We start from the raw sequence: 20,483 nt of genomic DNA, 5'->3' as shown, positions 1-20,483 counted from the left end.
ATTATGGACGTAAAGATGCCGAAACTTGGAGAAAGTGTTCATGAAGGTACCATCGAACAATGGCTTGTTAAACCAGGTGACACAATTGAAGAGTACGATGCACTGTGCGAAGTGATAACAGATAAAGTAACAGCTGAAGTCCCTTCAACATTTAATGGAACAATTAAAGAAATTGTTGTAGAAGCTGGTGAAACAGTAGATGTTGGAACAGTTATTTGTACAATGGAAGTTGAAGGTGAAACATCAGAGGATAACAATAATAGTGCTGATGAACAAACTGAACCAGAAGTAACTAAAGAAGCGCAACCTGCAAAAGCTGAAACACCTGTTTCTAATAAACCACAAGAAGGTCCAATGAATAACGGTCAATATTCACCTGTTGTATTTAAATTAGCAAGTGAAAATAATATTGATTTAAGTAAAGTTAAAGGTACTGGTAATTTAGGAAGAGTAACTAAAAAAGACATTTTAAATGTGATTGAAAATGGTGTACCAACTGAAGATACATCATCTAAACAAGTAGATGCACCAGTTCAAGAAGTTGCTGAAAATACAGTTCAACCAGAAACGACTTCTTTACCTGGCGATTCAATCCCAGTCAATGGTGTAAGAAGAGCAATTGCGAATAAAATGTTGCAAAGTGTTCATGAAATTCCACATGCTTGGATGATGGTCGAAGTTGATGCTACAGATCTTGTTAAAACAAGACAACATCATAAGTCATCTTTTAAACAAAGTGAAGGATATAACTTAACATTCTTCGCATTTTTCGTAAAAGCTGTTGCAGAAGGATTGAAAAAATATCCGATGTTAAATAGTACTTGGGCAGGCGATGAAATTAAAATTCATAAAGATATTAATATTTCAATCGCAGTAGCAAGTGAAGATAAATTATATGTACCTGTTATTAAAAATGCTGATGATAAATCAATCAAAGGTATCGCTCGTGAAATTAATGATCTTGCAACTAGAGGAAGAAAGCATAAATTAACTTCTCAAGATATGCAAGGTGGTACATTCACAGTCAATAACACGGGTTCATTTGGCTCAGTATCATCAATGGGTATTATCAATCATCCACAAGCTGCTATTTTACAAGTTGAATCAATTGTGAAACGACCTGTAGTTGTCAATGATATGATCGGTATTCGTGATATGGTTAATTTATCATTATCCATTGATCATAGAATATTGGATGGTTTAATGGCCGGTGAATTCTTAAAATATGTAAAAGAAAGATTACAAAGTATGACAATCGAGAACACTTCTATATATTAATAAAACCTTGTCATTGTTTTACCCTTAAATCTCCTGTAAAATAGACTTATCTATTATTACAGGAGGCTTTTTTTATGGAAATGGATTTCAATTTATATATGAATGATGTAGTTAATTCTGCGAGAAATGAAATAGAAGCGGCTGGATACAAACAATTAACAACTAAAGAAGAAGTTGAAGAAACATTCAACAAACCAGGTACAACGTTTGTTATGGTTAATTCAGTTTGTGGATGTGCAGGCGGAATCGCAAGACCAGCAGCACAACATGCGTTACACTATGATAAATTACCAGATCAATTAGTAACTGTATTTGCTGGTCAAGACAAAGAAGCAACAGAAACAGCACGTGATTATTTTGAAGGTTATCCACCATCAAGTCCATCATTTGCTTTTCTTAAAGATGGCAAAATTGTCAAAATGATTGAAAGACATGAAATCGAAGGTCACGATCCAATGAGTGTTATTACAAACATTCAAGCACTATTCGAAGAGTATTGCGAAGAAGTGTAAAGGAACGGTTCATTTCTTATGCAAATAAAACCGTACAGAATAGGATATAGAACATTAAAAACTGCCCTAGGGATGACATTAGCTGTCATCCTTTCTAGGTTAATCGGCTTAGATAATTATGCATCCAGTGCTATTCTTGTTGTATTATGTATTAAGGATACAAGAGTTAAATCATTTGAAGCTGCAATATATAGATTTGTAGCGTGTTTTATTGCAATTTTGATAGGTTCAGTATTTTTCACTTATTTAGGAAGTACGCCTATTATTCTTGGTATTATGGTGCTTTTATTTATACCCGTAACAGTCATGATTGGTGTGCAAGAAGGAATTGTAACAAGCTGTGTTATTATACTTCATCTGTATATGGCTAAAACGATAGATATGAATGTTGTCATAAATGAAATTTTATTACTTATAATTGGTATTGGTATTGCTTTAATCATGAATATGTTTATGCCAAGTTTAGATTATAAACTTAACAATTATAAACGCAAAATAGAAGACGACTTTATATTAATAACCTTTATTTATAGTCAATGCTTACAAGATCCAAATAAAAAAATTAATGTACCTTCATTCGATATCGTTTCAGAAAATATTAGAAAAGCTAAATCATTAGCATTTAGAGAAGTTAAAAATCATTTTGTGAGAAATGAAAACTCTTACTATCATTATTTTGATATGAGAGAAGAACAATTAACTTTATTAAAAAGAATGAAAAAATTAATCGAATCCATGCAACACAGTCATCATGCACATCATTTATGTAGTCAATTGTTATTAGAAGTATCACAAAACGTACAAGGTAACGATTACTCTCTTATGAGATTGCATAACCTATATGACATTAAAATAAAATTACAGTCTATCGAGCTACCAAAATCACATCAAGAATTAGAAAGTATCGCAGCACTATTTCAACTATTAAACGAAGTAGAAGAATACTTACTAATCAAATCACAATTCGGTAGCCTTAAGAAGTAAAAACGCAATGCTATACGGCATTGCGTTTTTTGTGTATATAGTGGGGGGAGATGTGAGTTTACTTTGCCTTTAACTCACATCTTTTCTAATCTCGTGAGTTAATATTGTCTTTAACTCACCAGTTCCACATATTCTAATAATACCTAATTAAAATTTGTATCTCTCACCCAAAAAAAGCGCTACTCATCATGAGCTAGCGCTTTTGAATTATATTATTAATTTAATAGGAATGGTAAGATACCTGATAATACAAGTGCAGCTACTATAGCTACTAACATTACGATGATTATGATTTTACGTACATTCTTATTTCCCATGATAACCCTCTCTTTAAACATTAGTTTTGTATATATTTATCAACTATTATACACTAGATTATGAGATATTTAAATAAATGAAAAGAGGGACAATCATGATTAATGAAGAAAGATTATTAAATACTTTTATGGAACTTGTAAAGGTAGATTCTGAATCTAAAAATGAAAGAAAGATTGCTGATTTATTAAAGCAAAAGTTTACGGATTTAGGTTTAGATGTTAAAGAGGATGACTCTCAAAGTGAAACTGGTTATGGTGCTGGTAATTTAATTTGTAAATTAAAAGGTGAAGATTCTAGCAAGACGCCGATTTATTTTACAAGCCATATGGATACTGTTACGCCTGGTAATAATATTGAACCAGAATTACGTGAAGATGGTTACATTTATTCTAAAGGTGAAACAATCTTAGGTTCTGATGATAAAGCTGGTTTAGCTGCAATTTTAGAAGCTATTCAAGTTATTAAAGATAACAATATTCAACATGGTGATATCGAATTTATCATTACAGTAGGTGAAGAATCTGGTTTAGTTGGTGCTAAAGCTTTAAATCCTGATGATATTCAAGCGAAATATGGTTTTGCTATTGATGCGCCTGGTAAAGTAGGTACAACAGTTGTAGCAGCTCCTACACAAGCTAAAATAGAGGCTATTATTAAAGGTAAAACAGCACACGCTGGATTAGAACCTGAAAAAGGTGTTTCTGCTATTAATATTGCTGCTAAAGCTGTTAGTCATATGAACTTAGGACGTATCGATGAAGAAACAACTGCTAATATCGGTAGATTCGAAGGTGGAACAGCAACAAATATCGTAAGTGATCATGTATATATTTTAGCAGAAGCAAGATCTTTAGATGATGAAAAAATGAACCAACAAGTAACACATATGAAAGAAGCATTCGAGAAAACTGCTGAAGAATTCGGATGTAGTGCAGAAGTTAATGTACAAATTATGTACCCAAGCTTTAATTTAACTGAAGAAGACGACGTTGTTCAATTAGCCGTTAAATCTTCTGAAAAAATTGGACGTAAAGCAGACCTTGTAAAACTAGGTGGCGGATCTGACGGAAATGTTATTAGTGGATTCGGAATTCCTACTGTTATTTTAGGTGTTGGATATGAATATATTCATACAACAAATGAACGTATGCCAGTTGAAGAATTACAAAAAATTACAGAACAAATCGTTGCAATTGCTGAACTTGCATAAAAATTCAGTATGTAAACGTATTCATTTGAAATTAAAGACTTTATAGACGAAAAACGTATTCAAACTATGTTAAAATGTACTAGAAAATGAAAAAAAGTGAGGTTAATTTCATGACACAACAAATAGGTGTAGTTGGTTTAGCTGTAATGGGTAAAAACTTAGCTTGGAATATTGAATCACGTGGTTACTCAGTTTCAGTGTATAACCGTTCAAAAGAGAAAGTCGACCAAATGGTTGAAGAATCACAAGGTAAAAATATACATCCAAACTATTCAATCGAAGAGTTTGTAGATTCATTAGAAAAACCAAGAAAGATTTTACTTATGGTAAAAGCTGGTGAAGCAACAGATAAAACAATCGATAGCTTATTACCATTATTAGATAAAGGCGACATCCTAATCGATGGCGGAAACACTAACTATTTAGATACGATTCGTAGAAATCAATACTTAGATGAAAGTGGAATAAACTTCATTGGAACAGGTGTTTCAGGTGGAGAAGAAGGTGCTTTAACTGGTCCTTCAATTATGCCTGGTGGTCAGAAAGAAGCTTATGAATTGGTAGCTCCAATTTTAGAAAGCATTTCTGCAAAAGCAAGCGATGGTTCTCCATGTGTAACATATGTTGGTCCAGACGGTGCTGGTCACTATGTAAAAATGGTGCATAACGGTATTGAATACGCAGATATGCAATTAATCGCAGAAAGTTATGACTTAATGAAACGTGTATTACACATGGATCATAAAGAAATAGCTGAAACGTTTAAATCATGGAACGCTGGCGAATTAGAAAGTTATTTAATTGAAATCACAGGCGAAATCTTTAATAAATTAAACGAAGATGGTACACCATTAGTTGAAAAAATTATGGATAAAGCTGGACAAAAAGGTACTGGTAAATGGACTTCAATTAATGCTTTAGAATTAGGTATTCCATTAACAATTATTACTGAGTCTGTATTTGCTAGATTTATTTCTTCATTCAAAGATGAAAGAGTTAAAGCAAGCACAGCGTTTAATCCAGAAGTAACTGAATTTGATGGTGACAAAGATGCATTCTTAGAACAAATCAGACAAGCACTTTATATGAGTAAAATCTGTAGTTATGCACAAGGATTTGCTCAAATGAAAACTGCTAGTGAAACAAACAACTGGAACTTAAAATTAGGTGAGTTAGCTATGATTTGGAGAGAGGGTTGTATCATCCGTGCGCAATTCTTACAAAAAATCAAAGACGCTTACGATAATGATTCATCATTAACAAACTTATTATTAGATCCTTACTTCAACGATATCGTTGCAAAATATCAAGGTTCATTAAGAGAAGTATCAGCGACTGCAATCAAAGCAGGAATTGCAACACCTGGTTTCTCTTCAGCAATCAATTACTTTGATAGTTACCGTTCAGAAGATTTACCTGCCAACTTAATTCAAGCACAACGCGATTACTTTGGTGCGCATACTTATGAACGTAAAGACAAAGAAGGTATTTTCCATACTGAATGGACTAAATAATTTGATATAACAAGACAACCCGTTATCTCCAAGAGATAGCGGGTTGTTTTTTAATTCATTCTTTTATGATCAATAGGAATCCAAAGTTGTACTTTAGAAGTTTCTTGATCAAAATTAACATCAAGAGGGTAAACCTCAACATAAAAATCATCATGTAAATAAGGCATTTTAAGTTGCCATTGATTTTCAATATGGTGCCAAGCTTCACTCACTACAAAATCTAATTCACCTTGTAAATTAAACGTCGCAAAATGATGTCCAGGTAAATAGTAATTATCTAAATGACCTGGATATCTTTCACTAGGAACACCTACAAATACTTCGAGTCCATCTACAAGTGGTCTTCGAATAACGAATAGTTGATTAGGTTTAACATCATTATATTTAATAAAGTCTTCTATGTAATTATTCTCTAATAACATTTCTAATAAGTCAGGTATTAAAAAATGATTATCTAGTTCATTTGAATGATAATGATGATTCTTTCCTACTAACTTTAAATCATCTTTGTATTGTAATGAATAATTTAACGGTTCTGTTTCTGTAGAAGTTAATTTAATAGAGACTCTTTTTTTAATTTTAAGCATAGATTGATGTGTCTTCGTTTGTAGCGGACTTATGCCATGATATGCATTAAAATCATGAGCGAATGCATGTGCATCTCTGTATCCATACTTTAAGGCGATATCTAAAATACGTGAATGACCACTTAAAATATCAAACGCCGCTTCAGTCATTCTTCTAGCAAGTTGATATTCAAGAGGCGTCATACCAATAACCATCGTAAATGATTGATTCAAGTGAAAAGGGGACATTTCAACGTGATCGCTCAAAGTTTGTAAATCGATATCGCTCAATAGATGATCTTCAATGTACACAATTGCTCTTTGTAAATCTTTAATTACTTCCAATGTTCAGTCACTCCTGTTGGCAGAAAGATTAATTAATATCGTCCCACCATTTAAATCCATCAATAGACAATAATAATTGACTCTTAATCGGTCCATTAGTACCCGCTCTATAATTAGGGAACGGTGCTTTATCGTTGTCCCACACATTTTGTATCACATCTACATATTTCCATGTTGCTTTTAATTCTTCCCAATGCGTAAAGTTTGTTGAATCACCTTTAAGACAGTCGAAGATTAAGTTCTCATATGCATCAACTGTATTCATTTTATCTTGTGCACTCATTGCGTATGATAATTGAACAGGTTCTGTTTCTATACCTTGAACTTGTTTTTTAGCATTTAAATGTAGTGAAAGACCTTCATTAGGTTGAATATTAATGACAAGTAAATTAGATTCTAATTCTGAATCACGTTGATAATATAAATTCATTGGTACTTCTTTGAATTCAACAACTACTTGAATACCTTTTTTCTTCATTCTTTTACCAGTTCTAATAAAGAATGGTACGCCAGCCCATCTGAAATTATCTATCAATACTTTACCTGCAACGAAAGTAGGGGTATTAGAGTCATCTGCTACTTTATCTTCTTCTCTATAGCTTTTAACTTCTTCGCCTTCAATTTGACCTTTATCATATTGTCCTCTAACAAAGTTCTGTTTAACTTCAGACTCATCTAAAGCTCTAATTGAACGCAATACTTTTACTTTTTCATTTCTAACATCTTCACTGTTTAAACTAATAGGTGGTTCCATTGCTAATAAAGCAACCATTTGTAACATATGGTTTTGGAACATATCTTTTAATGCGCCACTATTTTCATAGTATCCACCACGATCTTCTACACCTAATATTTCAGATGATGTTACTTGAATATTAGAAATATATTTATTATTCCATAATGGTTCGAACATCGCATTCGCAAATCTTAACACTTCGATATTCTGTACCATATCTTTACCTAAATAATGGTCGATTCTGTAAATTTCTTCTTCTTTAAATGAACGTCTAATTTGTTCATTTAATTCTTCAGCAGATGCTAAATCTGTGCCGAAAGGTTTTTCAATAATTAAACGTTTGAAACCGTCAGTATCTGTTAGACCTGAAGATTTTAAGAAATCTGTAACAGTTCCAAAGAATTGAGGTGCCATTGCTAAATAAAATAATCGATTACCTTCTAATTGATATTGTTCATTTAACTCATTTGAAAAAGCTAATAATTCTTCATAACTAGAAGGGTCACTAACATCGTGCGATTGATAAAATACATGTTCCATAAATTCATCTAACTTGTCTGTATTCTGTACATGTTTCTCTACTGAAGCTTTAATTTCATTTCTGAACTTTTCAGTAGTCCAATCTCTTCGACCAACACCAATTATTGCGATGTGCTCGTCTAATTGATTTTGTTGATATAAATGAAAAATAGATGGGAATAATTTACGGTGACTTAAATCACCTGTAGCCCCAAATATTGTAATTAAGCATGGAATATTTCTAGTTTCGGTTGTCATTTATTTACCTCGATTCTCTAACTTTTTCACAATTTACAATATTAATTATTATAACATGTTAGTGATTGATATTCTTCCATTTGAACTGTTAAATTTTCAATTTATTCAGTAAGTTGTATAATCATCATCATTTTTATGTATTTTTATAAATCATTGTACGATACATGTTATAATAATAACGTAAGGAGGAAGACGATGGAACTCACATTTTTAGGCACAAGCGCCGGATTACCGACTAAAGAAAGAAATACACAATCAATTGCCTTTAATTGCCTACCTCATGTCAATCAACTATGGTTATTTGATGTTGGTGAAGCAACTCAACATCGAATATTACATACTGGCATCAAACTTGGCAAAATAAGTCATATATTTATTACGCACTTACATGGTGATCATATATTTGGATTACCTGGATTATTAACAAGTCGTTCCTTCCAAGGTGGTAAAGATAAACCTTTAACAATAATTGGCCCTAAAGGTATAGCAAAGTTTATACAAACGGCATTAGAAATTTCTCAATCAAATTTAAATTATCCGATAACTGTAAATGAATTCAACACGGAAACCGAACTTAATATTGATGGCTTTCATATTAAAGCTTTACCTTTAAAACATGGTATATTATCTGTCGGTTATCGCATTACAGCACCTGATATTGAAGGGAAGCTTGATGTTGAAAAACTTAAAGGAATCGGTATTGAACCTGGACCAAAATATCAAGAAGTAAAAGCAAACGAAACTTTTGAATACGAAAATCAAACTTATCAATCTAAAGATTTCAAAGGTCCAAAGAAAAAGGGGAAAGTGATTACAATCTTTGGTGATACGATGCCATGTCAAAATGAACATATCCTTGCACAAGATGCAGATGTTATTGTTCATGAAACAACGTATATCGAAGGCGATAAAAAATTAGCAAATTCTTATTATCATAGTCATATTGAAGATGTCTTTCAATTAATGACTGATGTTAATGTAAAAAAAGGTCTATTCACACATTTATCTAATCGATATGAATTAGAAGATATTCAAACAGTTGAAGCCACATTACGTTCAGCTGTAAATCATGACTTTAAATTTGTAAAAGATTATGACCAATTTCAAATCTAAAAAACATCTCATCTTATATGTATTTTAAGATGAGATGTTTTTTGTAACTTATTCAATTAATCTTCATCCGCTTCTGCAAGTTCGATACTTCTCTTAACAGCTGCGTTTAAACAATCTAAGAAAATAGCTTCTATGTCATGGTTACTTAACGCATTTAAACCAGCTTGCGTTGTACCACCTTTAGACGTAATATTTTTTCGTAATTGATCCATTTTTAAATCAGAGCGTTCGATCATTTTACCAGTACCAATAATTAACTCTTTAATAGACTCTTCAACTTGAGATTGTTCAATGCCTAATTTAGTACCAGCATTTACATATTGTTCAAATACATGATATAAGAATGCAGGTCCACTACCAGTAATAGCTGTCACTTGATGTAAATGATCTTCTTTAACTTCTAATGCTGTACCGAAAGCTTCAATAAGCGTTAATACTTCTTGCTTAGAATTAGGATCGAAGTTTGTAGAGAAACTAATCCCCGTTACTGAATGCCCAACGTGCGCATTCGTATTCGGCATAATTCTAGCAATTGGATTATCGACTTGTAAATTATCTCTAATATAACTAATCGGTAAACCAGCCATAATTGAAATGAATTTATTATCACTCGTTATGAAAGGTTTAATGCGTTCAACTAATTTTAAGAAATCATAAGGTTTTGTACTTAAGAATACATAATCTGCATCTTTCAACAATTCTTCATCATCATAACTATAGCTAACGCCTAAAGCTTCATGATAACTTTCCAATGCTTCTTGGTTCGACTTATTTGTTAAATAAATATTTTCAGGTTCAATCGACTTACTGTTAACAATTCCAGTGAATATCGCGTTTGCCATATTACCAGATCCATAAAACACAATTTTCATAATAAAATCACTCACTTCCATATGAATTCATTTTAATTATAAAGAAATATAATCTTATGTCAAAATTGCTTGTATCGTATTTAGTTTTTTTGAAGTGTTATGATACATTATACATAACAATGAATAAAGGATGAGTTAAATGATCGGTAAACATTATTTATTAACTGGTGCCACAGGTTCACTAGGGGAGAGCTTGATACAATCATTGAATAATCATGGTGCTTACGTTTCTATAATTGTAAGAAATAAGGATAAAGCCAATCATTTAATGACGACCTATAAAAATATTAAAGAAGTCTTTATATTAGATATGAATGACACTGCGCAAGTCGAACAATTTAATCTTGCACAGAACAATATGTATGATGGGATTATTAATAATGCTGGGTTTGGTTACTTTAAATCTAACGAGGCACATACGAATGAGGAAATTAAGGACATTTATCATACGAATCTCGTCAATTTAATTATTCTTTTGAACCGTATATTACCTTATTTAAAAAGAGGGGCATCAATCGTTAATATATCATCTATTTCTTCTAAAGTAACAACGCCATATGGTAGCCATTATGCAGCGTCAAAAGCAGCTTTGAGTAGTTTCACAAATGCTTTAAGACTTGAACGCGAAGATTTACATGTACTTAATGTCAATCCAGGACCTTTCAAATCACAATTTCATGCTAAAGCAGACCCTTCAGGCCACTTTGAAAAGCTCACATCTCAAATACAACTTAATGTAGAAGATTTAAGTGAACAAATTGTTAAAAGTATGATTAAAAGAAAAATAGAAATAAACGAACCAAAATGGATGGATTTAGGATTGAGATTTTATCAATTGGCACCTCGTACATTTGAAAAATTATTTAAACAAAGTTTTTTGAGTAAAAAGATATAAATAGAGTCTGGGAAAATTAATCTTCTCCCAGACTCTATTTTTTTAAACTAAGTGATTTGTGTATTCAATATTTTTTACGATTGAACGAGCGTGCTTAATTTGAGCTTCTGATAATGTTCCATTATAACTTTGGATACTCTCAGCTAATTGCTCTGGTGAACTTGCACCTGTAATAATAGATCCAAGTGCGTCAAATGATTTCAAATAATTAAATGTAACACTTGATAAGTCATCATATTCTTTATTCAGTTGAGAAATGGTATCCGATAAATCATTATAATTATATTCTAGTAAGCCATCTTTAAATTTACGATCTAATACTTCGTTTGATTTATGAGTTAATAAACCTTTAGAAACTGGACCTCTCGCTAATATTTTGACACCATGTTCGTTAATTTTTTCAATAAGACTTTCAGGGCGATTATCTAAAATACTAAATTGCATCATAATTGTTTCAATGTTGCTGTTTTTCAAGTAATAATCGATCACATTAGGTCTAATTGACGAAATACCATATGCTTTTATAAGACCTTGTTCTTTTAATCTTTCGAATGCTTCTATTGTTTCATCTTTGTTATCTTCAATCGTACCGCCATGTAACATATATAAATCTAATTGTTCAAGATCCAATCTTTGTAATGATTCTTTAATGCTTTTCATAATGTGTTCTTTAGAAGGATCCCAAAAGTGTTCTTGTTTATCTTTATCAAAATGATTACCGACTTTTGATCCAATGACAATATCTTGTTGATCTTGATATTTTTTCAAAAGTTGTCCTACGATTTTTTCATTTTCACCATAATCATATAAATCAGCTGTATCAAAATATGTGATACCTTGTTTGATTGCTTCATCAACAATTGTTTCTGCATGGTTGATATCAGTTCCTAGACTCATACAACCTAATCCGACTTCTGAAATTTCAATGCCACTTTTCAATGTATTCTTTTGCATATTGAAGCTCCTTTCGCTACACTTTATTTATTAAGTTTACCAGATAAATTATTTTAATGAAAAGAGGCACACTTATAATGAAACTAACTGAAGAAACGATTTCGAAAGAAACGATATATGATGGTCGTATAATTAAGCTAGAAAAACATCAAGTTACACTTCCAGATGGCCAAACGAGCGAACGCGAAGTCGTATTACATAATGGTGCAGTATCTGTATTAGCTATAACACCAGAAAATGAAGTGTTAGTGGTGGAACAATATAGAAAAGCAATGGAAAAGACATTAATCGAAATTCCTGCTGGTAAATTAGAAATAGGGGAGGAACGAGAGTCAGCTGCACTGAGAGAATTAGAAGAAGAAACAGGATACGTTGCAGATAAACTCGAACTCATCGGTGAAGTATATGGATGTCCAGGCTTCTGTAACGAGAAAGTAAGTATTTATATCGCGAAAGATTTAAAAGAAGGAAAAGTGAATTTAGATGAAGATGAATTCTTAAATTTAACTAAAATTCCAATCGATCAAATACAGTCATTATTATCAGAACATAAAATTGAAGATGCCAAAACAATGATAGCCTTCCAATACTTATTATTAAATTATAATCATTCTAAATAAAAAGATATTTTTTCTTGCTTTTTGAGAAGATTATTGGTATTTTAGTATACGAATACATTACTAATTGATAATGATTATTTTTTAGAAAGAAGGTGTCAAGTTGGAAGAACGCATACAACGTGTGAAAGAACAATTACACAAAGCTTCCTACAAACTAACTCCGCAAAGAGAAGCGACAGTTAGAGTATTACTTGAGAATGAAGCCGATCATTTAAGTGCAGAGGACGTTTACCTAAAAGTTAAAGATAAGGCACCTGAGATTGGTCTCGCAACTGTCTATCGTACGTTAGAACTATTAGCAGAATTAAAAGTAGTCGACAAAATTAACTTTGGCGATGGTGTTGCTAGATTCGATTTAAGAAAAGAAGGGGCAAAACATTTTCACCACCATATGGTATGCATGGAATGTGGCGCAGTTGATGAAATCGAAGAAGATTTATTAGAAGACGTAGAACGTCGTGTTGAAAAAGAATTTAACTTTAAAATTTTAGACCATCGATTAACTTTTCATGGTATTTGTCATAGATGTCACGAAGAATAAATCTATAATGGACGTTACTAAATGAAGTTTTATACTGATTTTAGTGATGTCTTTTTTTATGGTAAAATAATGACAACAATGAGGTGAATTCATGGAACAAATCATAAATGAGTTTATAGATTTTATAAGATTAGAAAAAGGTTTGAGTCAAAATACAATCCAATCGTATCAAAGAGATTTAAAACAATATAACCAATACATAACTGAACATAAAATTAGTCATATAGACAATATTGATCGTATTGTGATACAAAAATATTTTGCGCATCTTAAACAAGAAGGAAAGTCAGCTAAAACAATTGCGAGACTTGCAGCGACGATTAGAAGCTTTCATCAATTTGCGATTAGAGAAAAATACGCCGTTAAAGATCCAACCATATTGATTGAAACACCTAAATACGAACAGAAACTTCCAGATGTATTGAGTGAAGATGAAGTGAACCAACTCTTAACATTTACACATATTACAAATCCTAGAGATGAACGAGACCGAACGATGCTTGAACTTTTATATGGTACGGGCGTTCGTGTAAGTGAATTGATTCAATTAAATGTAGAAGACGTCAATTTGACGATGGGATTTATTAGAGTGTTTGGTAAAGGAAATAAAGAACGAATCGTACCGCTTGGTGAACATTTAATGGGCATATTAAGAAACTACATCCAGGAAGTTCGTCCAAATTTATTGAAGAAACATGTTACAGATATATTATTCTTAAATGCACGTGGCACAGCTTTAACGCGACAAGGATTTTGGAAAATATTAAAAAAAATCGGCTTAGAAAAAGGGATAACGAAAACTTTAACACCTCATACTTTAAGGCATTCTTTTGCGACGCATTTGCTTGAAAATGGTGCGGACTTGAGGGCAGTGCAAGAAATGCTCGGACATTCCGACATTTCTACAACACAACTTTACACACACATCTCTAAAAAACAAATACGTGAGATGTATTTAACGTATCATCCTAGAGCCAAGAAGGAGAAGAAAAATGAAGAACAATAAACAACAACAAAATGAATCAAAAAAATATGTCACTTTAGCAATTTTATTAACATTTGCTGTTGCTTGGGGTCTTATTTATTGGTTATTTATTGTCTAGCGTGACGTTGCTTATATGCTGAAATACGACTTTCTATCACTTCAGTACGATCTCTTAGTAGATGATAATGTTTAATATAATCTGATACATCTGTATTATAGTTAAATTCAAAATCATCAAAAGTACTTTCTAAAGCACGATAGCTTGCATCTGTTAAAGGGAGTTGAATATTTTCATAAGGATGACCTTGCTCAATGCGCATGATTTGTGAATGAATTAAAGATTGAAAAGATGCTTTTTCAATACCTAAATGGCTAAAGTCATCATTTAATTCAGCAATTTGTAGTGCTTTTTTATAAGTTTTTAGCGCGCCTTTCGTATTATCACGTCTATAGTGGTAACACGCCGTAGAGAACAATATTAAACTTACAATTGCATCATGTTTACTAAATTGAGTTTGATCTTTCCAATGATCTTCTAATATATCGTGACATTCAAAATAATGTCTTAAGACATGGAAATGATAGTGAAATGACATTATTTGTGTTTCCATTTAAAATCCCTCTCAGCATAGAATATTTATACGTAATCATGGTATAATAATTTTTAGGTTTATGCACGTAAAAGGAATAGAAATGAGGAAGTTTTAAATGTATGAAGTAAAACTTGATGCCTTTGAAGGACCTTTGGATTTATTACTTCATTTAATACAAAAATACGAAATAGATATTTATGATATTCCAATGAAGGAACTAACCGAGCAATACTTAAGTTATATACATCAAATGAAAATATTAGAAATAAATGTAGCGAGTGAATATTTAGTGATGGCATCTGAGTTATTGATGATCAAAAGTAAATTATTACTACCTACACAACCATCAGATATTGATGAATTTGAAGATGATCCAAGGGACGATTTAGTTAGACAATTAATCGAATACCAAAATTATAAAGAATATGCTGAATTATTAAATCATAAAAAACAAGACAGAGAACAAATATTCATCAAAAAGCCAGCAGATTTATCCAAATTTGAAGCCGTTCATGACAAACGTGCACCTTTAGATTTAGATATGACGGATTTAATTATTGCATACCAACGTACTAAACGTAGACAGAGATTTAATAAACCACAGAATGTTACCGTTAACGAAGATAGTTATACGATTGAAATGGCAACTGCTTCAATACAAGCACGACTTGCCGAACATAAGAGTTATAAATTTTTCGAGACATTGCCATCTGATTTATCTACGAATGTATTAGTGACGTTGTTCTTAGCAATATTGGAAATGATGAAATTAAGACAAATTGATGTATTCCAACAATATCAATTTGGAGAAATAACTATAAATCGAGGCGTGAATTATGTCAGTGAGTAAATTAGGATTATTAGAAGGATTATTATATTCATTAGGTGATGAAGGCATTGAAGTTAATCAGTTATGTGAGTTATTAGAATTAACGCCATCACAATTAAAAGATTTAGCAAATGAATATGATCGCGAAACATTACAAATTATTTTTTACGGTAATAAATGCATTCTTACAGCAAAGCCAATTATGCATCAATATCTAGAAAAATTAATGATAGATAATATGAATACTAAATTATCACAAGCTGCGTTAGAAACATTATCTATTATTGCATATAATCAACCTGTTACGAGAAGTGATATAGAAGTGATTCGTGGTGTAAATTCAGATGCTTCTGTTAAGACTTTAATTGCGAAAGGTGTCGTTGAATCGAAACATAACGATCAATCTAGAAGCCAATTATTATATACGACAGATTACTTTTTAAATGTATTTGGACTGACTTCTTTAGACGAATTACCGAAATCAACAAATGAAGAAAATGAACAAGAAGAAATGGATTTGTTTTTTAGTAGCATGAACGAAAAACAAAACAATGAGGAGCAATCATAATGAGTGAAGAATTAGAGAGATTACAAAAAGTTATTGCGAAAAGTGGCTATACGTCACGTAGAAAAGCAGAAAAATTAATCGAAGAAGGGCTTGTATATGTTAATCATAAACAAGTGACAGAACTTGGCACTAAAGTGAAAGATTCTGATTATATCGAAGTAGAAGGTATTCCATTAGAAATGCCAGATAAACTATATATTCTATTCCATAAACCAACAAAAGTAATTACAAGTGTATCTGACGATAAAGGAAGAGCGGTTGTAACGGATTATTTTAAAGATATTAAGACGAGAATTTTCCCAGTTGGTAGATTAGATTATGATACATCAGGTTTATTAATTTTAACGAATGATGGTGAGTTTACAAACTTAATGACGCATCCTCGTTATAAAATTCAAAAGAAATATGTAGCAAAATTAAAAGGCTATTTACTAAGAGAAGAAGTTAAACAATTAGAAAAAGGTATACAGCTAGAAGATGGATTGACACAACCTGCAATTGTAAAAGTAAAAAGTCAAGACAGAGAGCGTAATGTAACGCATGTGGAAATTACGATTACGGAAGGTAGAAATAGACAAGTTAGAAGAATGTTTAGTCATTTTGGTCATGAAGTCGTTAAACTTACGAGAGTAGAATATGGTCCACTTAATTTAAAAGGCTTAAATGCTGGACAGGGCAGAACGTTATCACCTCATGAAATCAAAGTTTTAAGACATTTGGCACAAGATGGTAAATAATCTGTAAACGTTCACAATAATGCCACTAATCTGCTTTATAGTCATGATATACTAGACAAAACACCATAACATTGCATATGTATGGTTTTTTTATTGTGTTAGGGAGGATTTTAAATGAAGAAAAAACAGAAGACTGTACTCCAAATTGTTATAACGGCAATTATTTTAATTGCAATTGTATTTACAGTATGGTCCAGTCTTACGAAAGATAAGGATAAAGTAGCGCAAGTTGGAGATGATGCGCCACTTTTCGAACTCCAAACGATTGATGGGAAAAAAGTTAATTTAAAAGATTTACGTGGGAAAGGTGTTTTAATTAACTTTTGGGGGACTTGGTGTGAACCTTGTAAACGTGAAATGCCTGAGTTAGAAAGACAATATCAAAACTACAAAGACAAAGGTGTTGAAGTCGTTGCGATACATGTCAGAAATAATCCTCAACAAATCAAACAATATTTAAGTTCATTAAAAGAATCACCAACTTTCACAGTTGCGATGGATAACGATAATTTAGTTACAGATGCATACGGTATCAATCCATTACCAACTACGATAACAGTTGATAAAGATGGTAAAATAAAAACAAAGCATACTGGTGAACTTTCTAAAAAGCAAATCATAGAAGAAATGGAAAAGGTCAAAGTGAAATAGAGGGGGATTTAAAGTGAGCAACAAGCAAATTGTTTGTGAGTGCGGGCATAAGAACCCAGAAGGAACTCAATTATGCTTAAACTGTGGTCGCTTAATAAATGACGACTATGATAAGAAAAAGACAACCGACGTTATGCGTTACGATGGGCAAGCGATACGTTCGAAAACAAAAAACAGAACAATATTAGATCGTATTTGGAATTTCTTCGCTTCAGTCAAAACAGGTGTTACTTTACTTGTATTAACGGTCATTGCAGCTTCAATTGGGACAATATTCCCGCAAGAATATTTTATTCCAATGAATGTGAATCCGGAACAATATTATTATGAACATTATGGTTCTCTCGGTTTACTATATTATAAACTTGGATTCCACAATTTATATAGTTCATGGTGGTTCTTAATTCTGTTAGGTTTAGTAGCGTTCTCTATTATTACTTCAAGCATTGATAGAGGGATACCTTTACATAAATCTTTGAAAAATCAAAGAACGAAAAAGCACAGTTCATTCTATAAACGCCAAAGATTAAACTTACATTCAAAAGACCAAGTTAATCTTGATGAATTGAGTCAATCTTTTAAAGAAAAAAGATATAAAGTTAAACAAGATGGGAATCATATCTTACTTGAAAAAGGACGTTTATCGAGATACGGTCCTTATATTAACCATACTGGTTTAATCATACTTTTATTTGGGGCAATGTTAAGATTCTTACCAGGCTTTTACTTAGATGATATGGTCTATGTAAAAGAAGGGGAAACGAAGCCAGTACCAGGTACAGATAGAGGCTATTATATAAAAAATAACGACTTTATATATGAAGAGTATGATCAAAAATCTCAATCTAATACAAACCCTGAATCAATTGACCCAAGTTTAAACAAAATTGCTAAGAACTACGAAACAAAAGCTACTTTGTATAAAAACAGTCAAGAAGAAGTAATTGGGTCAGATGCTAATCTAAAAGAAGTGGCTTCAGATTCAATTAAAGTCAATCATCCTTTGAAATATGATCACTTACAATTTTACCAAAGCAGCTTCGACAACTCGTTGTTAAAAGATATGACATTTAACTTAAAAACAAAAGACGGTAAAGCACTTGGGAAACCATTTACAGTTAATTTGGAAAGTCCTAAGAAGACTTATAAAATTACAGATGATTTAACAGTTAAGTTAAGAAGTTATGCGCCAGATTACGAAAAAATAGAAAATGGTGTACTTGCAACTAAATCACCAAATCCAAATAATCCAGCTTTTGTGTTTGAAGTAACTGATAAAGGCAAACAATCAGAATTTAGTTTCTTAAGAATTAAAGAATCACAAGATATATCTAAAGATAATAAATACGATGTGAAATTTGCCAATGCAACAAATCAATGGGCAACAGTGTTGGCAGTGAAGAAAGACTTAACACTTCCAATATTATTTACTGGTTTCGTTATTTTCTTATTAGGTTTAGCAGTCGGATCATATATTAACCATAGACGTATTTGGATTAATACAGATAACGGTGAGTTTAATATCGCTGCTCATACAAATAAGAATTATTATGGTTTCTTAAAAGAGATTAACCAAGTCTTAGATAAACATCAAATTTCACATATTGAAGATACTAAACAAGACATTCACGAAAGTAAGGAGGCAAACAATGGATAAAGATATGTTTTTAAATATTAGTAATATCAGTTTATATTCTGCTTTTATTTTGTACTTAGTTGCGATTGTGCCATATTCATTCTCAATCCGTTCACCTAAGAAAAGAGCAGAAAAAGTAGGGGTGACATTAACTGTCATCGGCTTTGTATTACAAATTCTATACTTTATTACAAGATGGATTGCTGCGGGACATGCACCAGTAAGTAATATGTATGAATTCTTAACAATGTTTGGCATTATGATGGTAGGTGGCTTCCTTGTTATTTACTCTATTTATAAGACACCTATTTTAGCGTTATTCGTATTACCAATTGCGATGTTGTTAATTGCATATGCAAGTATGTTCTCTAGAGATGTTTCGCCGTTAATTCCTGCGTTACAATCTAGTTGGTTAGCAATTCACGTTATAACCGTAACGATTTCATATGGTATTTTATCAATCAGCTGTATAGCAGGATTAATTTATTTATTCGCAGCTGTTAGTCCAGAGGAAAAATCGATACATAGTTTCTTTGTAGAAGTCATTATGTATTTCATCGTTATTGTCATTGGATTTATATTAACAACGATCATTATGAAAGATATCGTTGGTTACGATGACACTTATTTCTTTATTGATAAAAACGATAATAACTCTGTGCAACATTATCATCTTCCAGCATTTGTGACACAACAAGATAGTTTACTTGTAGATCATGTTTCAGGTAGCGATTATGAACCAAAAGAAAGAACAGATATCTTAAAATGGAGCAAGATTGAATTACCTGCTGTTATCAACGCTCAAAAACTAAACACAGTCGTTTGGTCAATTGTAGTTGGTACAGTCTTATATGGTATACTAAGATTGATTTTGAAAGGCAAGACTTTATTTAGTCTTATCAAACCACTTACGAAAAAAGTCAATCTATCCTTAATGGATGAAATAGGATATCGTTCAGTAATCATTGGTTTCCCATTATTTGCACTTGGCGGTATATTATTCGCGAGTATCTGGGCACAAATGGCTTGGAGTAGATATTGGGGCTGGGATCCTAAAGAAGTATGGGCGCTTATAACATTCTTATATTATGCGATATTCTTACATTTAAGATTAGGTAAAGGTTGGGAAGGCAGAAAATCAGCATGGTTAGCTGTTGGTGGACTTGCAATCATACTATTTAATGTTATTGCCGTTAACTTAATAGTAGCTGGTTTACATTCTTATGCTTAAAAAATGCTAGAAGGGAGT

General features: G+C 31.9%; 22 protein-coding genes. 16 read left to right on the top strand and 6 right to left on the bottom strand.

Annotated elements, in window-relative coordinates; all coding sequences use genetic code 11:
• Positions 1-3 precede the first annotated feature (3 nt).
• The 3 genes from LQ611_RS00980 (at position 4) to LQ611_RS00970 (ending at position 2,774) form a co-directional block, all read left to right on the top strand.
• Positions 4-1,278 carry a dihydrolipoamide acetyltransferase family protein gene (locus LQ611_RS00980; RefSeq protein WP_239709283.1) on the top strand — a complete coding sequence of 425 codons (1,275 nt, stop codon included), beginning with the start codon at positions 4-6 and terminating at the stop codon, positions 1,276-1,278.
• 74 nt (positions 1,279-1,352) lie between these two features.
• The gene (locus LQ611_RS00975) at positions 1,353-1,790 is read left to right on the top strand and encodes a BrxA/BrxB family bacilliredoxin (RefSeq protein ID WP_025904925.1); all 438 of its coding nucleotides are present in this window, start codon (positions 1,353-1,355) and stop codon (positions 1,788-1,790) included.
• An 18-nt stretch (positions 1,791-1,808) separates the two neighbouring features.
• The gene (locus LQ611_RS00970; protein WP_103362029.1) at positions 1,809-2,774 is read left to right on the top strand and encodes an aromatic acid exporter family protein; all 966 of its coding nucleotides are present in this window, start codon (positions 1,809-1,811) and stop codon (positions 2,772-2,774) included.
• Positions 2,775-2,989: 215 nt separating this feature from the next.
• Here LQ611_RS00970 and prli42 read toward each other — a convergent pair whose 3' ends face one another.
• A complete protein-coding gene (prli42, locus tag LQ611_RS00965; protein WP_150527395.1) occupies positions 2,990-3,091 on the bottom strand; it encodes a stressosome-associated protein Prli42 in 102 nt (33 codons plus the stop codon).
• Positions 3,092-3,186: 95 nt separating this feature from the next.
• On the opposite strand from prli42, the gene LQ611_RS00960 reads away from it, so the two are divergent.
• Together LQ611_RS00960 and gndA are read left to right on the top strand one after the other, a co-directional pair.
• On the top strand, positions 3,187-4,302 hold the full coding sequence (locus tag LQ611_RS00960) for a M20/M25/M40 family metallo-hydrolase (RefSeq protein WP_103362130.1): 1,116 nt from the start codon (positions 3,187-3,189) through the stop codon (positions 4,300-4,302).
• A 110-nt stretch (positions 4,303-4,412) separates the two neighbouring features.
• Positions 4,413-5,816, top strand: coding sequence for an NADP-dependent phosphogluconate dehydrogenase (gene gndA / locus LQ611_RS00955; RefSeq protein WP_239709282.1), 1,404 nt, complete (start codon positions 4,413-4,415; stop codon positions 5,814-5,816).
• A 50-nt stretch (positions 5,817-5,866) separates the two neighbouring features.
• Here gndA and LQ611_RS00950 read toward each other — a convergent pair whose 3' ends face one another.
• Both LQ611_RS00950 and zwf read right to left on the bottom strand, forming a co-directional pair.
• A complete protein-coding gene (locus LQ611_RS00950; RefSeq protein WP_107572748.1) occupies positions 5,867-6,727 on the bottom strand; it encodes an effector binding domain-containing protein in 861 nt (286 codons plus the stop codon).
• Between the two features lie 28 nt (positions 6,728-6,755).
• Positions 6,756-8,240: a glucose-6-phosphate dehydrogenase gene (gene zwf, locus LQ611_RS00945; protein ID WP_025907035.1), complete on the bottom strand. Its 1,485-nt coding sequence runs from the start codon at positions 8,238-8,240 to the stop codon at positions 6,756-6,758.
• 195 nt (positions 8,241-8,435) lie between these two features.
• On the opposite strand from zwf, the gene rnz reads away from it, so the two are divergent.
• Positions 8,436-9,353 (top strand): ribonuclease Z, encoded by a 918-nt coding sequence (rnz, locus tag LQ611_RS00940; RefSeq protein ID WP_103362132.1) that lies wholly within the window; start codon positions 8,436-8,438, stop codon positions 9,351-9,353.
• A gap of 56 nt (positions 9,354-9,409) precedes the next feature.
• Here rnz and proC read toward each other — a convergent pair whose 3' ends face one another.
• Complete coding sequence (proC, locus tag LQ611_RS00935; protein WP_239709281.1) at positions 9,410-10,225, bottom strand: pyrroline-5-carboxylate reductase; 816 nt, start codon at positions 10,223-10,225, stop codon at positions 9,410-9,412.
• A 139-nt stretch (positions 10,226-10,364) separates the two neighbouring features.
• Here proC and LQ611_RS00930 point away from each other — a divergent pair, with 139 nt between their 5' ends.
• Entirely contained in the window at positions 10,365-11,120 is a 756-nt protein-coding gene (locus LQ611_RS00930) for an SDR family NAD(P)-dependent oxidoreductase (protein WP_103362133.1), read from the top strand.
• Positions 11,121-11,162: 42 nt separating this feature from the next.
• On the opposite strand, the gene LQ611_RS00925 is transcribed toward LQ611_RS00930, so the two are convergent.
• The gene (locus LQ611_RS00925) at positions 11,163-12,074 is read right to left on the bottom strand and encodes an aldo/keto reductase (RefSeq protein ID WP_103362134.1); all 912 of its coding nucleotides are present in this window, start codon (positions 12,072-12,074) and stop codon (positions 11,163-11,165) included.
• Positions 12,075-12,151: 77 nt separating this feature from the next.
• Between LQ611_RS00925 and LQ611_RS00920 the strand changes: the two genes are divergently transcribed.
• The 3 genes from LQ611_RS00920 to xerD all read left to right on the top strand — a co-directional run bounded on the left by LQ611_RS00920 (position 12,152) and on the right by xerD (position 14,241).
• On the top strand, positions 12,152-12,694 hold the full coding sequence (locus tag LQ611_RS00920) for an NUDIX hydrolase (protein ID WP_107565205.1): 543 nt from the start codon (positions 12,152-12,154) through the stop codon (positions 12,692-12,694).
• 100 nt (positions 12,695-12,794) lie between these two features.
• Positions 12,795-13,235: a ferric iron uptake transcriptional regulator gene (gene fur, locus LQ611_RS00915; protein ID WP_025907044.1), complete on the top strand. Its 441-nt coding sequence runs from the start codon at positions 12,795-12,797 to the stop codon at positions 13,233-13,235.
• Between the two features lie 91 nt (positions 13,236-13,326).
• Entirely contained in the window at positions 13,327-14,241 is a 915-nt protein-coding gene (xerD, locus tag LQ611_RS00910; protein ID WP_037588196.1) for a site-specific tyrosine recombinase XerD, read from the top strand.
• Between the two features lie 86 nt (positions 14,242-14,327).
• On the opposite strand, the gene LQ611_RS00905 is transcribed toward xerD, so the two are convergent.
• Positions 14,328-14,831 (bottom strand): DUF309 domain-containing protein, encoded by a 504-nt coding sequence (locus LQ611_RS00905; protein WP_107572749.1) that lies wholly within the window; start codon positions 14,829-14,831, stop codon positions 14,328-14,330.
• A 97-nt stretch (positions 14,832-14,928) separates the two neighbouring features.
• Between LQ611_RS00905 and LQ611_RS00900 the strand changes: the two genes are divergently transcribed.
• From LQ611_RS00900 to ccsB, 6 genes are all read left to right on the top strand, one after another.
• Positions 14,929-15,663, top strand: coding sequence for a segregation and condensation protein A (locus LQ611_RS00900; protein WP_103362137.1), 735 nt, complete (start codon positions 14,929-14,931; stop codon positions 15,661-15,663).
• The gene (gene scpB, locus LQ611_RS00895) at positions 15,650-16,210 is read left to right on the top strand and encodes an SMC-Scp complex subunit ScpB (protein ID WP_037588190.1); all 561 of its coding nucleotides are present in this window, start codon (positions 15,650-15,652) and stop codon (positions 16,208-16,210) included. The genes LQ611_RS00900 and scpB overlap by 14 nt, the downstream gene beginning before the upstream one ends.
• Positions 16,210-16,947, top strand: a complete 738-nt coding sequence (locus LQ611_RS00890) for a pseudouridine synthase (RefSeq protein WP_025907054.1) — start codon at positions 16,210-16,212, stop codon at positions 16,945-16,947. The genes scpB and LQ611_RS00890 overlap by 1 nt, the downstream gene beginning before the upstream one ends.
• A gap of 114 nt (positions 16,948-17,061) precedes the next feature.
• Positions 17,062-17,598, top strand: a complete 537-nt coding sequence (resA, locus tag LQ611_RS00885; protein WP_103362138.1) for a thiol-disulfide oxidoreductase ResA — start codon at positions 17,062-17,064, stop codon at positions 17,596-17,598.
• Between the two features lie 13 nt (positions 17,599-17,611).
• Positions 17,612-19,255 carry a cytochrome c biogenesis protein ResB gene (resB, locus tag LQ611_RS00880; RefSeq protein ID WP_107634135.1) on the top strand — a complete coding sequence of 548 codons (1,644 nt, stop codon included), beginning with the start codon at positions 17,612-17,614 and terminating at the stop codon, positions 19,253-19,255.
• The gene (ccsB, locus tag LQ611_RS00875; protein ID WP_037588178.1) at positions 19,248-20,465 is read left to right on the top strand and encodes a c-type cytochrome biogenesis protein CcsB; all 1,218 of its coding nucleotides are present in this window, start codon (positions 19,248-19,250) and stop codon (positions 20,463-20,465) included. Before resB ends, ccsB begins: the two co-directional genes overlap by 8 nt.
• Positions 20,466-20,483 lie beyond the last annotated feature (18 nt).

The sequence above is a fragment of the Mammaliicoccus sp. L-M44 genome (genome assembly GCF_022386355.1).
Taxonomy (GTDB): Bacteria; Bacillota; Bacilli; order Staphylococcales; family Staphylococcaceae; genus Mammaliicoccus; species Mammaliicoccus sciuri_A.
Note: the sequence above shows the minus strand (reverse complement) of the source record. Positions and strands in the feature narration are given on the sequence as shown.

Excerpts from the sequence above, each read along its gene's own strand:
- LQ611_RS00980 (WP_239709283.1), top strand. The coding sequence starts at position 4 with ATGGACGTAAAGATGCCGAAACTTGGAGAAAGTGTTCATGAAGGTACC.
- LQ611_RS00975 (WP_025904925.1), top strand. The coding sequence starts at position 1,353 with ATGGAAATGGATTTCAATTTATATATGAATGATGTAGTTAATTCTGCG.
- LQ611_RS00970 (WP_103362029.1), top strand. The coding sequence starts at position 1,809 with ATGCAAATAAAACCGTACAGAATAGGATATAGAACATTAAAAACTGCC.
- prli42 (WP_150527395.1), bottom strand. The coding sequence starts at position 3,091 with ATGGGAAATAAGAATGTACGTAAAATCATAATCATCGTAATGTTAGTA.
- LQ611_RS00960 (WP_103362130.1), top strand. The coding sequence starts at position 3,187 with ATGATTAATGAAGAAAGATTATTAAATACTTTTATGGAACTTGTAAAG.
- gndA (WP_239709282.1), top strand. The coding sequence starts at position 4,413 with ATGACACAACAAATAGGTGTAGTTGGTTTAGCTGTAATGGGTAAAAAC.
- zwf (WP_025907035.1), bottom strand. The coding sequence starts at position 8,240 with ATGACAACCGAAACTAGAAATATTCCATGCTTAATTACAATATTTGGG.
- rnz (WP_103362132.1), top strand. The coding sequence starts at position 8,436 with ATGGAACTCACATTTTTAGGCACAAGCGCCGGATTACCGACTAAAGAA.
- proC (WP_239709281.1), bottom strand. The coding sequence starts at position 10,225 with ATGAAAATTGTGTTTTATGGATCTGGTAATATGGCAAACGCGATATTC.
- LQ611_RS00930 (WP_103362133.1), top strand. The coding sequence starts at position 10,365 with ATGATCGGTAAACATTATTTATTAACTGGTGCCACAGGTTCACTAGGG.
- LQ611_RS00925 (WP_103362134.1), bottom strand. The coding sequence starts at position 12,074 with ATGCAAAAGAATACATTGAAAAGTGGCATTGAAATTTCAGAAGTCGGA.
- LQ611_RS00920 (WP_107565205.1), top strand. The coding sequence starts at position 12,152 with ATGAAACTAACTGAAGAAACGATTTCGAAAGAAACGATATATGATGGT.
- xerD (WP_037588196.1), top strand. The coding sequence starts at position 13,327 with ATGGAACAAATCATAAATGAGTTTATAGATTTTATAAGATTAGAAAAA.
- LQ611_RS00905 (WP_107572749.1), bottom strand. The coding sequence starts at position 14,831 with ATGGAAACACAAATAATGTCATTTCACTATCATTTCCATGTCTTAAGA.
- LQ611_RS00900 (WP_103362137.1), top strand. The coding sequence starts at position 14,929 with ATGTATGAAGTAAAACTTGATGCCTTTGAAGGACCTTTGGATTTATTA.
- scpB (WP_037588190.1), top strand. The coding sequence starts at position 15,650 with ATGTCAGTGAGTAAATTAGGATTATTAGAAGGATTATTATATTCATTA.
- LQ611_RS00890 (WP_025907054.1), top strand. The coding sequence starts at position 16,210 with ATGAGTGAAGAATTAGAGAGATTACAAAAAGTTATTGCGAAAAGTGGC.
- resA (WP_103362138.1), top strand. The coding sequence starts at position 17,062 with ATGAAGAAAAAACAGAAGACTGTACTCCAAATTGTTATAACGGCAATT.
- ccsB (WP_037588178.1), top strand. The coding sequence starts at position 19,248 with ATGGATAAAGATATGTTTTTAAATATTAGTAATATCAGTTTATATTCT.